Annotated in this window: 13 protein-coding genes; 4 read left to right on the top strand and 9 right to left on the bottom strand. The window is 46.4% G+C overall.

Annotated elements, in window-relative coordinates:
- Nucleotides 1-117: 117 nt before the first annotated feature.
- Both secA and ACQ4M5_RS14770 read right to left on the bottom strand, forming a co-directional pair.
- Nucleotides 118-3,216, bottom strand: a complete 3,099-nt coding sequence (gene secA, locus ACQ4M5_RS14775; RefSeq protein ID WP_430676400.1) for a preprotein translocase subunit SecA — start codon at nucleotides 3,214-3,216, stop codon at nucleotides 118-120.
- Between the two features lie 165 nt (nucleotides 3,217-3,381).
- Entirely contained in the window at nucleotides 3,382-3,651 is a 270-nt protein-coding gene (locus ACQ4M5_RS14770) for a type II toxin-antitoxin system MqsA family antitoxin (protein ID WP_430676399.1), read from the bottom strand.
- A gap of 119 nt (nucleotides 3,652-3,770) precedes the next feature.
- On the opposite strand from ACQ4M5_RS14770, the gene ACQ4M5_RS14765 reads away from it, so the two are divergent.
- Nucleotides 3,771-4,154 carry a hypothetical protein gene (locus ACQ4M5_RS14765; RefSeq protein WP_430676398.1) on the top strand — a complete coding sequence of 128 codons (384 nt, stop codon included), beginning with the start codon at nucleotides 3,771-3,773 and terminating at the stop codon, nucleotides 4,152-4,154.
- Here the strand turns inward: ACQ4M5_RS14765 and ACQ4M5_RS14760 are convergent.
- On the bottom strand, nucleotides 4,146-4,685 hold the full coding sequence (locus ACQ4M5_RS14760; protein WP_430676397.1) for a diheme cytochrome C: 540 nt from the start codon (nucleotides 4,683-4,685) through the stop codon (nucleotides 4,146-4,148). The genes ACQ4M5_RS14765 and ACQ4M5_RS14760 overlap by 9 nt on opposite strands.
- Before the next feature lie 187 nt (nucleotides 4,686-4,872).
- On the opposite strand from ACQ4M5_RS14760, the gene ACQ4M5_RS14755 reads away from it, so the two are divergent.
- Entirely contained in the window at nucleotides 4,873-5,334 is a 462-nt protein-coding gene (locus ACQ4M5_RS14755; RefSeq protein ID WP_430676396.1) for a GNAT family N-acetyltransferase, read from the top strand.
- Nucleotides 5,335-5,680: 346 nt separating this feature from the next.
- On the opposite strand, the gene ACQ4M5_RS14750 is transcribed toward ACQ4M5_RS14755, so the two are convergent.
- From ACQ4M5_RS14750 to ACQ4M5_RS14735, 4 genes are all read right to left on the bottom strand, one after another.
- Complete coding sequence (locus ACQ4M5_RS14750; protein ID WP_430676395.1) at nucleotides 5,681-6,226, bottom strand: Dps family protein; 546 nt, start codon at nucleotides 6,224-6,226, stop codon at nucleotides 5,681-5,683.
- 113 nt (nucleotides 6,227-6,339) lie between these two features.
- Complete coding sequence (locus ACQ4M5_RS14745) at nucleotides 6,340-6,945, bottom strand: Uma2 family endonuclease (protein WP_430676394.1); 606 nt, start codon at nucleotides 6,943-6,945, stop codon at nucleotides 6,340-6,342.
- Nucleotides 6,946-7,003: 58 nt separating this feature from the next.
- Nucleotides 7,004-7,597 carry a helix-turn-helix domain-containing protein gene (locus ACQ4M5_RS14740; protein WP_430676393.1) on the bottom strand — a complete coding sequence of 198 codons (594 nt, stop codon included), beginning with the start codon at nucleotides 7,595-7,597 and terminating at the stop codon, nucleotides 7,004-7,006.
- Nucleotides 7,598-7,623: 26 nt separating this feature from the next.
- On the bottom strand, nucleotides 7,624-8,850 hold the full coding sequence (locus ACQ4M5_RS14735) for a hypothetical protein (protein WP_430676392.1): 1,227 nt from the start codon (nucleotides 8,848-8,850) through the stop codon (nucleotides 7,624-7,626).
- 293 nt (nucleotides 8,851-9,143) lie between these two features.
- On the opposite strand from ACQ4M5_RS14735, the gene ACQ4M5_RS14730 reads away from it, so the two are divergent.
- Both ACQ4M5_RS14730 and ACQ4M5_RS14725 read left to right on the top strand, forming a co-directional pair.
- Nucleotides 9,144-10,529 carry an SGNH/GDSL hydrolase family protein gene (locus tag ACQ4M5_RS14730; RefSeq protein ID WP_430676391.1) on the top strand — a complete coding sequence of 462 codons (1,386 nt, stop codon included), beginning with the start codon at nucleotides 9,144-9,146 and terminating at the stop codon, nucleotides 10,527-10,529.
- Between the two features lie 8 nt (nucleotides 10,530-10,537).
- Nucleotides 10,538-11,161: a Uma2 family endonuclease gene (locus ACQ4M5_RS14725; protein WP_430676390.1), complete on the top strand. Its 624-nt coding sequence runs from the start codon at nucleotides 10,538-10,540 to the stop codon at nucleotides 11,159-11,161.
- On the opposite strand, the gene cobJ is transcribed toward ACQ4M5_RS14725, so the two are convergent.
- Together cobJ and ACQ4M5_RS14715 are read right to left on the bottom strand one after the other, a co-directional pair.
- Nucleotides 11,158-12,546 (bottom strand): precorrin-3B C(17)-methyltransferase, encoded by a 1,389-nt coding sequence (cobJ, locus tag ACQ4M5_RS14720; RefSeq protein WP_430676389.1) that lies wholly within the window; start codon nucleotides 12,544-12,546, stop codon nucleotides 11,158-11,160. The genes ACQ4M5_RS14725 and cobJ overlap by 4 nt on opposite strands.
- Nucleotides 12,534-13,229, bottom strand: coding sequence for a precorrin-2 C(20)-methyltransferase (locus ACQ4M5_RS14715; protein ID WP_430676388.1), 696 nt, complete (start codon nucleotides 13,227-13,229; stop codon nucleotides 12,534-12,536). The genes cobJ and ACQ4M5_RS14715 overlap by 13 nt, the downstream gene beginning before the upstream one ends.
- Between the last annotated feature and the right edge of the window lies 1 nt (nucleotide 13,230).

Raw genomic sequence — 13,230 nt, 5'->3', positions numbered from 1 at the left:
CTCCCCCAAACTTGGGGGCTGGGGGGCGATCTCGAAGTGTCCTAACTGAAATAAGTACGGCTATAAAAAAGACGATCGCAGAAAAACCGCGATCGTCTTTTTCATGTCAATTCAACCTTAAACCACTTCCACTTCAACTTGCGGTTGCTGTTGTTGCGGTTGGAATTGGAACAGCGAGTAAACCACATCCCGACGAATGTTGATCATCATTTCCAAGAACAGTTCATAACCCTCGCTCTTGTACTCGATCAGTGGATCTTTCTGACCATAACCCCGCAGACCAACCGATTCGCGCAATCCATCCATCGATTGCAAGTGTTCACGCCACAGAGTATCAATCCGATTCAGAATAAAGAACCGTTCCGCCTGACGCATCAGACCTGGTGAAACAGAATCAACTTCCGCTTCTTTCAGGTCATAAGCAATTCGAGCTTGTTCGTGTAAGAATGCTTTGATCTCGCTCAAGGTCATGTCTTCAAGATCATTCGGCTCCAGATCATCCAGGAGATAAACGAACTCTTTGACTTTGCTCAAGAGCTTATCGAGTTCCCATTCTTCTGATGGCAGTTCAGGATTGATATACGCTTCAACAACGTCATCCATTGTTCGTTCTGCGTATTCGATCACTTTCTCTTTGAGATCCATCCCTTCCAACACTCGACGACGCTCGGCGTAAATTGCACGACGCTGATTGTTCATCACTTCGTCATACTCGAATACTTGTTTCCGAATGTCGTAGTAATAGGTTTCGACTTTCTTCTGAGCACCTTCGAGCGATCGAGTCAGCATTTTCGATTCGATCGGCATATCTTCCTCGACTCGGAAGGCGTTCATCATTCCTGCAACTCGATCGCCTCCAAAGATTCGCAGCAAGTTGTCCTGCAAGCTCAAGAAGAACTTAGTCGATCCAGGGTCGCCTTGTCGTCCTGCCCGTCCACGCAACTGGTTATCAATCCGCCGCGATTCGTGACGCTCCGTTCCAATCACGTGCAGTCCACCGAGTTTCACCACTTCTTCGTGTTCGCTATCGGTAAACGCATCGTATTCTTTCCGAATCATCTTGTAGACGGCACGTAGCGCTTGAATCACTGGATCATCAGTCGGCGCTTTTTCGGCTGCGGTCGCGATCTTGTCTTCTGCTTCCAACTCTGGCAAGCTCCGCTCACCATATTGTTGAACTGCGACATGAACCGCATCTTTCAAGGCTTGCTCAGTTTCAGGAGAAAGTTCAGTCGGGTAAATATCCGATTTTGCTTTCCAGGTTTTGATCCTGCCGCCTGGTGCAAAACCTTGTCCACCTTCACGCGAATCTCCGAAGCCCATGCCCGAAAAATCGTTGTCATCTTCAGGCTCAACAATCCGAGGCATGAAGTACTCACGGATCTTCAAACGCGCCATATAGTCGGAGTTACCACCCAAGATGATGTCCGTTCCGCGTCCTGCCATGTTGGTCGCGATCGTAACCTTACCCATCCGACCCGCTTGAGCGATAATCTCAGATTCCCGCTCAACGTTCTCCGGTTTCGCATTCAGCAAGTTGTGGGGCACGTTCAATTCTTGGAGCAGTTGAGAGAGTAATTCTGATTTCTCAACGCTCGTGGTTCCAACGAGAACGGGGCGACCTGTGCGGTGCATCTCCTCACATTCTTGTGCGATCGCACTCCATTTTCCAGTAATGCTTAGAACATACAGCCCGTTATCTCCTTCAGGAACGCTTTGACGCACCATCCGGTAGACTTCATAACTATTCGTCACCGTGATCATTCCAGGGTGCTTCGCTTGCCGAACGATTTCCCGCGCTTGATCTGCACTTTGGGGCAAACCAGGACAGAGATTATGCGGCAATTCTTGTCGATCGAGCAGTTGGGATAAATTACCTAATGCTTCGTAGTTCATTACCCAAACGAGAACCGGGCGACCTTCTGCAACTTTCTCAGCACACTCACGTGCGAAGACAGTCAAATCACCTGCTTCGGTTTTGTAAACGACATCAGATAAATCGATCCGGCGACGCGGCTGGTTCGTAGGAACCAAAGTAACTTCAAGCTTGTAGATCTTCTCTAATTCTGCTTCTTCAGTCTTCGCGGTTCCGGTCATTCCAGCGAGTTTCGGATAGAGCAGGAAGAAGTTTTGGTAAGTAATCGTTGCTAGGGTTTGGGTTTCATTTTGGATTTCGACCCCTTCTTTTGCTTCGATCGCTTGGTGCAATCCATCGCTCCAACGACGACCCGGCATCACTCGTCCGGTAAATTCGTCCACAATCACGATCTCACCGTTTCTCACGATGTAATTCACATCATTGATAAACAGTTCTTTCGCCTTAATCGCGTTGAATACATAATGCGCCCAAGGATCATTCGGATCGAACAAATCTGAAACACCAAGAAACTGTTCTGCCGCGATAAAGCCTTCATCGGTCAGCAGAATGTTCCGCTGTTTCTCATCCACTTCGTAGTGGTCATCACGCTTCAGCGCACGAGCTACACCTGCCGCCTGCAAATATTTCTCAGTCGGACGTTCAACCTGACCGGAAATAATCAACGGAGTCCGGGCTTCATCAATCAGCACCGAATCCACTTCGTCAATCACACAATAATTAAACGGGCGCTGTACAACTTCTTCCATCGAAGTCGCCATGTTATCGCGCAAATAATCGAAGCCGAGTTCGCTGTTGGTTGCGTAAGTAATGTCACAAGCGTAGTTTTTCTGACGCTCGATCGGACTCATATTTTGCTGAATCAGTCCGACACTCAGACCCAAAAAGCGGTGAACTTGTCCCATCCATTCCGCGTCACGCTTTGCTAAGTAATCGTTCACCGTCACGACGTGAACCCCTTTCCCAGAGAGCGCATTCAGATAAGCAGGCAAGGTCGAAACCAGGGTTTTTCCTTCCCCCGTTTTCATCTCAGCGATTTGTCCATCGTGCAGCACCATACCACCGATCAACTGCACATCGAAGTGCCGCATTCCAAGGACTCGCTTTCCAGCTTCCCGTACCACCGCGAACGCTTCCGGCAGAATATCATCGAGAATTTGCTTCTCTTCGTCTCTATTTTTCGCCTTGGCGAGTCGCTCTCGAAATTCAGCGGTCTTCGCTCTCAGTCCGTCATCGGAAAGCGGCTCAATCTCTTCTTCGAGCAGATTGATGTCATTGACCAGCGGTTTGTATTTCTTGAGCTTGCGTTGATTGGGGTCGCCCAGGAGAGATTTAAGCATGACAGGGGAAAATCAGAGCTTCTGAATGTGGGTGTGATGAGCGATCGAAACGTGCAAGTTCTCACTTTGGTTCCGATCCCGTTAAGTATTCCAATCCTATCACTCAGAACGAAACCTGAACGGGCAATGGCATCGGGGGAAAGCCGAACCTGCGAAATTCAAGAACTACACCGACCAATCGGTAATTGTCCCCTGTTCCCAAGCTTCATCGCGTTCAAATTCATCTAGCGCAAGAGCCGCTTCGATCACTGTTTTCCGTTCTTGCTGTTTCTGCTGAATTTGATGTAGCGTTTGAGCCGTGAGATAAGTTTCGCCACAGTCAGGACAATTCACGACGGGCACATTTCTAATTACTAATAGCCTTTCGTCCTTTCCATAACTGCGAGAAAGGTATCGAATTCGAGCATTGCCTTGCCCACATACATCACAAATCATGGCAAAGATTTGAAGGTGAAACAGAATTTCATTGAATCATAAGATATTACAGCGATCGCTCTCCGGAGCATTTCAATATTGCATCGTAGTCAATTCTATGTTTTATTCACTTTTAGACGATGTCACAGAAATTCCTCAAGGCTTCTGCATTCTGCGTTCTTACCCTTGCTCTGATTTTCGGTAGCGCACATTTAGCCGAATCCAAACTGCCTGAGGTGCTTCCGATTCGCGAACAGATGCCATATTCGCAAGCTCGACAAGAATTAATCGATCGAGGTTGGCAACCGAATCTAGAAGGCGATGAACCGAATTTGAATAGCTCTGTTGTGAAAACCTTGTTCGATTTAGGCTACGAGGAAACCAAGGATTGTGCTGGAACCGGGGAAGGACTCTGCCGATTCGAGTTTGTGAATCAGCACAATCAATTACTCATTGTGATTGGTGCACCAGGAAGAGGAGCAGGAGAGCAATTTGTTCGACGCTGGTGGATCGAATCAAGGTGAATTTTCCCATTGAGCACTGAGCTTGCGGAAATTGTACTGGTTCGCACCCGGATGGCAACTGACGCAGCTAGAGATTGGAACCGATCGAGATAATTCAACTCTCGGATGCAGAATCTTGAACGCTTTCGACTCGCCAAATCGGAAGGGAATTCGCTCACCTTCAACCACTTGGCGGGAGAACGTTCTGAGATATGTCCAAACCAGCGATCGAGCAGGTTCTTGCAGCGGATTCAACGTCGCTCCATAATGTTGCGGGTCTTGGAGCAATTCTCGCCAAGTTTGAGTCGGAAAAGTAGCGGGCGGAATGCCGATATGACAAGTGGCGCAATTTTCTAAATATGCTTGCTGTCCCAGTTTGAGATTGCCAGTCACAACATCGACAGTTCCAATCTCAGCCGAGCTTTTTGGAGCTTCAACGGCTTGAGCGAGTCCCCATCCGAGAATTAAACTCCAAATCAATAAAATTCCAATTAAGATGACTGGAGAACGTCTCCGAATTCGACGGGGTTTAGGCGGAACGGACTGGGACATAACGACTCACGTTGAATCCGGTTGAACTAGATCAGATAATACGTTACTCAGGGGCACTGACTTACGATCGAGAAATTTTGTTTCTTTGGATCGAAAAACTTTCTAAAGTCAAAGTGCTACATTCGCAACGGATATCAAAATCAATTTTGGATACAACAAAGTTTCACGCACATTTTGGGACATCAGGATGGATTGTAGTCACGTTCAACTTTGCGATCGCAAAAGCCAAATTGATTTAGTTCAACTTCAAGCGTTATTTCAAGTGGCAGCGTTTTGGGCAAGCGATCGGAAACCTGAAGATTTAGCGATCGCGATCAAACATAGTGATCCGGTGATTTCGGCTTGGGATGGCGATCGATTAATTGGATTTGCTCGTGCAACTTCGGACGGCGTTTATCGTGCCACGATTTGGGATGTCGTTGTGCATCCGGATTTTCAAGGGGCAGGACTTGGACGCAAATTGGTTCAAACCGTTTTGAGTCATCCTCAAGTGTCGAAAGTGGAACGGCTCTATTTGATGACGACGAATCAGCAAGAGTTCTATAAGCGGATTGGCTTTGAGGTGAATCAGACAACGACTATGGTTTATTTTAATCAGCCGTTGGTACTGCCACCTTCTCCCGTTGAAGTCGAATGCGATATTGGATAACGATCGTGAATTAAATTAAGTCCAGCGAGTTTGATCGCCAAGTAAAAGTTCGGAGTTATTAAATTCACATTCCTAAAGGGGTGTTTGAAAAGTATAAAAAGCGGCTTTGCTGCGTTGACAGTCCGCCCGGAAATGAATCTCCGGGCTAATGGAGGAAACCCCGCTGAAGCGGGCTGAGAGCGCAATTCGGAGTTCTTAGCCCAGTTTAGTGGGCTTCCCCCGATTAGCCCGGAGATTCATTTCCGGGCGGGTGAATGCGATCAACGATTATTTCTCAAACACCCTCTAAGCAAATTGCCCGGAGTCGTAAAGGCTCCGGGCACTGCTTTAGATTAGAACCCGATCGCTAGTTTGCGACACCTGCGGGAAACTTCACGCCGCTGGGGGTTTCACCATCCGATTCCACTCGCGAACCTTGCAGGAACGATCGCAGCATCCATGCCATTTCTTCGTGCTGTTCCATCATTCCGGTGAGGAAGTCAGCGGTTCCTTCATCGTGGAACTCGTCAGAACAACGATCGATATGTTCGCGCAAGTTGCGGATGATTAATTCATGATCGTTGACCAAGTTTTCCACCATTTTCGAGGCAGGAGGAACGTCACCTGTATGTTCTTCGATCGAAGAGTACTCAACAAAGCCTTTCGCGGTTCCAATCGGATAATCACCTAATTGGCGAATTCGTTCTGCGATCGCGTCGATCGCTTCATTCAAGACGGTGTACTGCTCTTCCCAAATTTGGTGCAGGGAGCGAAATTCGGGTCCAGTGACATCCCAGTGATATTTTTTGGTCTTAATCAACAGCAAATTTTCGTCTGCTAAGTCGCGATTTAGCATTTCACATACGCCTTGGCGCTGTTCGTCGGTTAAACCAATATTAATTTTGCTACGCATGACAATCACTCTCTACCTTTTTGGGTTTCTACTTGAGTTCACCAAATTTCCAGGAGAGTGGCATCAGTCAAAGGTGGGAACGAAGAAATTGTGAATTCTACCTTCCGAGCGTTTTAGGCTCGATCGCTTTCTTCAGCCTGCGATTCAGAGAAGTCAACTTTGTTGTAGAGATCTGCTACTAGAATTCGACAGGGTACAGAGGATAGTGAGATTTCCGCATTTTCGTCTTCATAATCAACTAAAATCCAGCGATTTTCCTCTTTTGTGTAATGCTCAACATGAACGGAGTGCTGATCAATTAATAGGTACTCCTGGAATGATGCAATACTTCGGTAGGCACTAAATTTTCCAGCTCGATCGAAGTTCTGAGTCGATTGCGATAAGATTTCTGCAATTAGCAAAGGGTTGATTAAAGTATCACGCCGACCTTCTTGACATTGAATCGGCTCCGCCATAACCATGACATCTGGATAGGTGTAAATCCGTTTGTCAGGAATCCAAAGGCGCTGATCGGTTACAAAAACGCTATAAGGTTCACGCTTTAAAGCAACATTCAATTCAGTATGAAGATTACCTGCAATTTTGTTGTGATTCGGAAGTCCACCTGCCATTAAAAGAATCTCACCATCGTTATATTCGTGGCGCTCATCCGATTGCACCTCAGCTTCTAGATACTCTTCTGGGGTGTATTTGCGCTTTGTTTCAGTTTGTAGAATCATGAGGCTACGACTCCTAATCGCTACTAGAAAATGATTTTAATACATTTGCATTATTAATTCAAATCGGGCTAACTTTGGCGCGGTATAACAGTCGATCGTAGTGTCGATATCCCGCATACCGAACTCGAACTAAATCACCCGTTTCTGCTGCGCCGCCCATTAACTGGTGCTGTTGTGGATCATAAGGAATTTCAGAACCGACGATCGCAGTTTGCTCAATTCCCCATTGTTGTAATAATTGCTCGATCGGACGCACTAATGGCAGTAGTTTAACCGCTGGAGCTTGCGGATTTTGTTGAGCCGCATACGCCGCCGCAGACCATTGAATGAGCCACGGTTCTAAGGTTTGTAAGCTCGATTGTTGAAACTCTTGTAGCAATGTTTCGCGCTGTTCTGAGAGTTGAATTTGAAGTCGATCGTATTCTTTTTGAATAGCTGGCATTAGATCGAACATCGCAAGCAGATCCGCCAAAGAGAGTCCTAACTTTGCTGCAAATTGCGTGAGGGTTTCTAACCGGAGTTGTTGAAGCTCTCCCCGACGGAGTTTGAGCAATTGTTTCTCAGAAATGCCAGCCCGATCGCGTAATTCTCGGAATGTTTTGAGATTGCGCGATCGCATTAATTCCCGAATCTGAGGGGTGTAGTCTGCCATAACTAATACAGTTTATTTCAACTGTATCAGAGTGGTTTGCTGCTAATGCGATCGACAATCCAACGCCGATGTTTAATCACAAAAAAGATGTACAAGCTGATCAGAATGATGAAACAACTATTACCTAGTGCACTGTAGGTTCCAATGATCTTCTGATCGCTCCAGTTATACACTTCACTGAGTTGGTTCATATCACCACCAGAATCACCAGAGCCAAATAAAAGCGAACCCCAAGGAATTGATTCGGCTCCTTTTTTAATCTGTTGCCAACGAGAGAATGCTGCCCAAAACGTATTTGCACCCACGATGATGAATGGATATCTCCAGAAATCCCATCGCCAATAGTTGGGTAATTGAAAATAGAATCCAGCAATCATCAAAGCACTGAGATAGAATTCGCCACCAATTCCGCCAAACGACAGCCACATCTCAAAGTGATAGGCGGACTGAATCCAGGTCATTACAAACTGAAGAATGGCGCAGATCACCGCGAGAATCATTGTCGATCGCTTTTTCTCTTTCCAACCAGCGTAGAACAATAATCCTAGTAAAAAGAGAATTCCAAAATACACAAACAGCGATCGCTCTAATGCCACATTCGTCCAACCAAAGGGAAGCGGAATCGCTCGTCGTCCAGAAAACCAAGCCACCATAGCATGACCCACTTCATGCACCCAAAGCTGAAATGGAAATAATAAAAGTTTGGTGAATCCAAGCGATTGAAACAGCACCGCAGTACAGATCGCAACAGGAAAAGCTAAAAGCAATATGTAGCGATTTTTAAAGGAATAAGGGTTGCAATCATCCTCTGAAATTGCATCCAGCTCGAATCGTTTTTTCCAAATCACTGATTTTGTCGATCGCATTCCATAAATCACGATCGATTTAATCTCAGGAAGCTCTAACCCGCTTAATTGCTGATAAATAAAATCCGCGTAGTCTGATTTTGCATTTGTTTTGAAAAAGATCTGAATTGTATCCGCTTGGAGTTTGACATGAAACGGCTCCGGATTAAGTTGCTGGATCAATTCCGTAATTTGCTCAACGAGCGGCGGTAAATCGGATTGAGTTGATCGATACATCTCTTCTCGAATGCGATCGTAAGCCGCTTTTAGTAAAACTTTTTCCTGCTTTGCGCCTTGCTGAATCTTCTCCAGGACTTTCTTCGCATACGCAGCATCTAAATCCGCGATCGAAACCTCCGGATTGACCTCCAGCAGCGCGTAACATTGCTCCAATGACATCTCATTCATATCGGGAAAGGGGCGAGTTTTCCCAATCAGAATTCCCGATCTGGCGAGATCAAACGCGATTCAAATGTTGCGAAATGTCAGAAAAAACGGTTTCGTTGCGCGGTATGGTAGTAAGATTTGAAACCGAATATCTCAAGACAAGGCAGATTCATATCTTTCATTTCTGTCTTTCAGCAATCATCAGGTGCGATCGAGCAAACTTGAATCCTTAAATGTTCGATTTAACTGCATTTATCAGGTTTAGTACGGATACTGCATCACCCTAACTGCGATCGTAAAAGAGGAAACTGTGAATGTTTTTTAGGTCTAGCCGAAAGTCCTCCTGGTCTAGCCGTTCGCTATATCAGAAGAAGAAGGCGTTGCCAAAACGGTGGATTTTTCTCTCTGTTCCGCTCGTGTTAATTGGGCTAGAACTGTTGGCGCGTCTCGTGGTCGGTGTCACGGGCAAAACGGCTGAATTCAATGCGTTTCAAGGCGAACCGCTGAATCTCACTGCCTATCGGTTGAAATTTTTGGATCAACAAGGAAAAGCCTTTGATGGTCTGCCTGATCATGGTCAACTGACGGTGAAACGCAGCCCAATGCTGGGCTACCGATTAATGGGGAATCAACAAAATTCAGTCTGGAAAATTAATGAGCAAGGATTCCGAGCCGATCAGCCGATCAGCGTCGCTAAACCAAAAGATGAAGTACGGATTTTTCTGATTGGTGGTTCAGCCGCATTTGGACAACTGAGTTCGAGTAATCAAAGTACGATCGCGGCTCAACTTGAAGCCCGTCTAAATCAGCAAGTTGCGGCTCAAAAAGCAACGCCAGCGAAGTTCCGCCCAGATACGTTGCCCTACTTTGCGGACGAGTTGGAGAAAGCGCTGAGATTACCACCTCGGATTCGAGAAACGCGCTATCGAGTGGTGAATGCTGCGGTTCCAGGATATGCGTCAGGCAATGAATTGGCGAAATTAGCGTTTGAAGTGTTGCCTTATCAACCGGATGCGATCGTGCTGATGAATGGTTATTCTGATCTGCTCCTCCCTAGTGCGAATGAGGGGGTCGATGTTCCAGAGGTTGAAGCCTTGCTGGAAAGTGCACCGCGCCATTTGATGTCAAGCTGGGGCAATCAGTTGAGCGATTTCTTTCATCAGTTCTATCTGGTCAAAGGAGTTGAATACTTAGTCTTTCGTCCCCAAACGACGTTTAAGCAATTGATTCCGCCAATTGAAGCTCCAGTACAAGATCGCTTAACCACCGATACCAAAGAGCTAGAACGACGAGTCGATCGCTATCGTCAAAATGTTCATCAAGTTTCACGGTTGGCATCAGCTTCTAAGATTCCCTTGTTTGTTGCACTTCAGCCCGAAGTTTCCTCACGAGCTTCAAAGCCTGCTGGACGAGAAAAGGAAATTCTGGAGCAGTTAGGTTCTCGTTATCCAGAACAGATGAAGTCAGGCTACGGTAAGCTACAGAGCGCGATCGAGCAAGTGAAACGGGATACTCCTGGAACCGCGACTTTGAATTTAACGGAGACTGTAAATTCAACTCAGGGTGAAGTGTTTCAAGATGCGATTCACTTAACTGATGGTGCGAATCGTGCGATCGCGAATCGATTGTATGATGCGATCGTGCCTAGATTGCATCTTCAGCCCAAACCGTATACTGGAGGAAATGTTCCACCGTCGTAGGGAAAGTGATGTTTGCGACTGTACCTGAGCCACTGACATTTGAAGCGTTTCTTGCTTGGGATGACGGAACAGGCAGACGCTTTGAATTGCGAGACGGATTTCCGATGCCCATTACTGAGCCAACTGCAAAACACGAGGATTTGATTCAACGGCTTTGTGCCTATTTGGATCATCATTGTGTCGATCGGGATTGTCCATATATTCCTCGCCAATCCAAGCAGATTCGGCTTGGCAACAATCCGACTACAGGACGCGAAGAAAGCCGCAAAGCAGACATTGTTGTGTTTGACAAAGCAGAATGGGGACGAATGCGGAATAGTTCAATATCTGCTGCTGCTTACATTCCTCCTCCTTTAGTGATTGAGGTCGTTAGCACCAATTGGGCAGATGACTATGACACGAAGTTTCTAGAGTATGAAGCACTAGGAATTGCAGAATATTGGATCGTCGATTATGGTGCATTTGATGGAATTCGCTATATTGGCAAGCCGAAACAACCGACTATTACTGTGAATCGATTGCGGGATGGCGAATATCAGTCTGAGCTATTTCGAGGCGATGAAAGAATTCGATCGAGCATTTTTCCCGATCTAGAATTCACCGCTGCTCAGATTTTCGCAATGGCGGATTAGGCATCATAGCAGCGCGGTGTATAGACCCAGACTCCGCCATCAGGACGCGGAACCGATCGCGTTTTACTCGATCCAATCAGAATCACCGTTCTCATATCAGCATCGTCGATCGATAAATCTCCCAATCGTTTCACCTGTGTTTGTTGTCCCGGTCTACCTAAATTTCGAGCGAGAACAATTGGCGTATCGGGAGTGCGATAGTTCAATAAAAGCTGTTTTGCTTTTTCTAATTGCCAGGTGCGAGTTTTAGAAATGGGATTGTAAAACGCGATCGCGAAATCTGCCTGCGCTGCTGCACAAATGCGATCGGCAATAATTTCCCAAGGTTTGAGAATGTCTGACAGCGAAATCGCACAGAAATCGTGTCCCAACGGTGCGCCCACTTGAGCCGCCGCTGCTTGCATCGCGGAAATTCCAGGACAAACTTGAATGTCGATCGAGTCCCATTCTGGTTTATTGTCTCGCTCTAGGACTTCAAATACCGCCGCTGCCATCGCATAAATGCCTGGATCGCCAGAAGATACCATCACGACAGATCGCCCCTCAGCCGCCAAATTTAGAGCTAATGCTGCTCGATCGAGTTCTTCTCGGTTATCGAACACATGAATTTGCTGAGTTGTGTGAAGCGGTTCGACTAAGTTCAAATAGGTTTGATAACCGATCCAATCAGTAGACGATCGCAAAACTTCTTTCACTTGCGGGGACATCCATTCGGCTGATCCTGGTCCCGTTCCAATGATTGCGAGTCGCTGAGTTAAAACCGTTTGATAAACTAAACAATCTGAGCTACCTTGAGCAATCTGATCCGTTACTTTGATTGTTAGTTTTGCATCTTCAGCGATCGGTAATTGACTATTTTCCAACCAAGGCGCAGATCCTTCAATTTTGACAGTTGCACCCGCAAGCAAATCTGCTAAAAACGTCTTGGCATCATCAGGATTTACTAATTGGTATCCATTGGGCGGTGAAAGTAAAGCAGTCCGAAAGCGAATGTCTCCAGTCGTTGTAATTGCAGGAATTGTATCTAGCACAGTTGCAATCTCGCGGGCTAGATCATTCACACCTTGCAATCCACCGAGCAAGGGAACGACAGCACTCCCATCTTCTGCGATCGCAATTACCGCTGGTTCTTTCCACTTGTTGTTTAACAAAGGCGCAATAGTGCGAATCAAGATTCCCGCAGCACAAATCCCGACGATCGCAGTTCCTTGACTAAACAATTCGCGAACTGTTTCCCCGAACTGAGTAAAAGAGCGATCGACTCCGGTTGTTCGATGCTCTAATCCGTACAATGTTGCATTGGGTAGAGCATCAACAATCCGACGTGCTACAGGAACACTCGCTTGACCTAAAACAATAACAGCGATCGACATTAGGGTTGCCATTGGCTCGGAATTACAATCATTGCAAAATAAGGCACTTCAGCCGGATTCACTTCGCTGATCGGAACAATTCGCTGATCGGGCATTGAAGCGCGTTCGATGTATTTTGCTCGATCGTACAATCCCAACTGTTTTAGTACACCCACTACTTTGTTAAAGTGCTTACCGAGTTTGATAATTGCTGCTGCATCTGCAACCGATAACCGAGCCTCTAACTCTTCGGCAGGAAGAATTGAAGAGACCACCATGAACACATCATTTCGATAGGTTAGAGGCGTTCCTAGAATAGCTGGACTTGCCATCACACAAGACACACCTGGAATCACTTCGGTCGGAAACTGATTAGAGAGTCGATTGTACAAATACATAAACGATCCGTAGAAGAATGGATCACCTTCGCACAAAACAACGACATCCCGTCCAGCTTCTAAATGTTCCGCCAAAGTTTCCGCTGCTTTGTCATAGTAAGGCTGTGATGATTCTTCGAGCTTAAACGGAAAATACATTGGCACTTCGATTTGCTCAGGGCGAAGATATTCCGCCACAATCGATCGAGCTAATTTTCGCCCACTATCCGACATGGGATAGGCAACCACTGGAGACGATCGCAAAACGCGAAATGCTTTCATCGTGAGCAGTTCTGGATCTCCAGGACCAATTCCAATTCCATAAAGTTTACCTGTCATG

This window comes from Leptolyngbya sp. AN10, assembly GCF_050565645.1.
Classification (GTDB): domain Bacteria; phylum Cyanobacteriota; class Cyanobacteriia; order Leptolyngbyales; family Leptolyngbyaceae; genus Leptolyngbya.
Note: the sequence above shows the minus strand (reverse complement) of the source record. Positions and strands in the feature narration are given on the sequence as shown.

Bases quoted from the DNA above. Each gene is read 5' to 3' on its own strand.
- secA (WP_430676400.1), bottom strand. From the start codon at position 3,216: ATGCTTAAATCTCTCCTGGGCGACCCCAATCAACGCAAGCTCAAGAAA.
- ACQ4M5_RS14770 (WP_430676399.1), bottom strand. From the start codon at position 3,651: ATGATTTGTGATGTATGTGGGCAAGGCAATGCTCGAATTCGATACCTT.
- ACQ4M5_RS14765 (WP_430676398.1), top strand. From the start codon at position 3,771: ATGTCACAGAAATTCCTCAAGGCTTCTGCATTCTGCGTTCTTACCCTT.
- ACQ4M5_RS14760 (WP_430676397.1), bottom strand. From the start codon at position 4,685: ATGTCCCAGTCCGTTCCGCCTAAACCCCGTCGAATTCGGAGACGTTCT.
- ACQ4M5_RS14755 (WP_430676396.1), top strand. From the start codon at position 4,873: ATGGATTGTAGTCACGTTCAACTTTGCGATCGCAAAAGCCAAATTGAT.
- ACQ4M5_RS14750 (WP_430676395.1), bottom strand. From the start codon at position 6,226: ATGCGTAGCAAAATTAATATTGGTTTAACCGACGAACAGCGCCAAGGC.
- ACQ4M5_RS14745 (WP_430676394.1), bottom strand. From the start codon at position 6,945: ATGATTCTACAAACTGAAACAAAGCGCAAATACACCCCAGAAGAGTAT.
- ACQ4M5_RS14740 (WP_430676393.1), bottom strand. From the start codon at position 7,597: ATGGCAGACTACACCCCTCAGATTCGGGAATTAATGCGATCGCGCAAT.
- ACQ4M5_RS14735 (WP_430676392.1), bottom strand. From the start codon at position 8,850: ATGAATGAGATGTCATTGGAGCAATGTTACGCGCTGCTGGAGGTCAAT.
- ACQ4M5_RS14730 (WP_430676391.1), top strand. From the start codon at position 9,144: ATGTTTTTTAGGTCTAGCCGAAAGTCCTCCTGGTCTAGCCGTTCGCTA.
- ACQ4M5_RS14725 (WP_430676390.1), top strand. From the start codon at position 10,538: ATGTTTGCGACTGTACCTGAGCCACTGACATTTGAAGCGTTTCTTGCT.
- cobJ (WP_430676389.1), bottom strand. From the start codon at position 12,546: ATGGCAACCCTAATGTCGATCGCTGTTATTGTTTTAGGTCAAGCGAGT.
- ACQ4M5_RS14715 (WP_430676388.1), bottom strand. From the start codon at position 13,229: ATGACAGGTAAACTTTATGGAATTGGAATTGGTCCTGGAGATCCAGAA.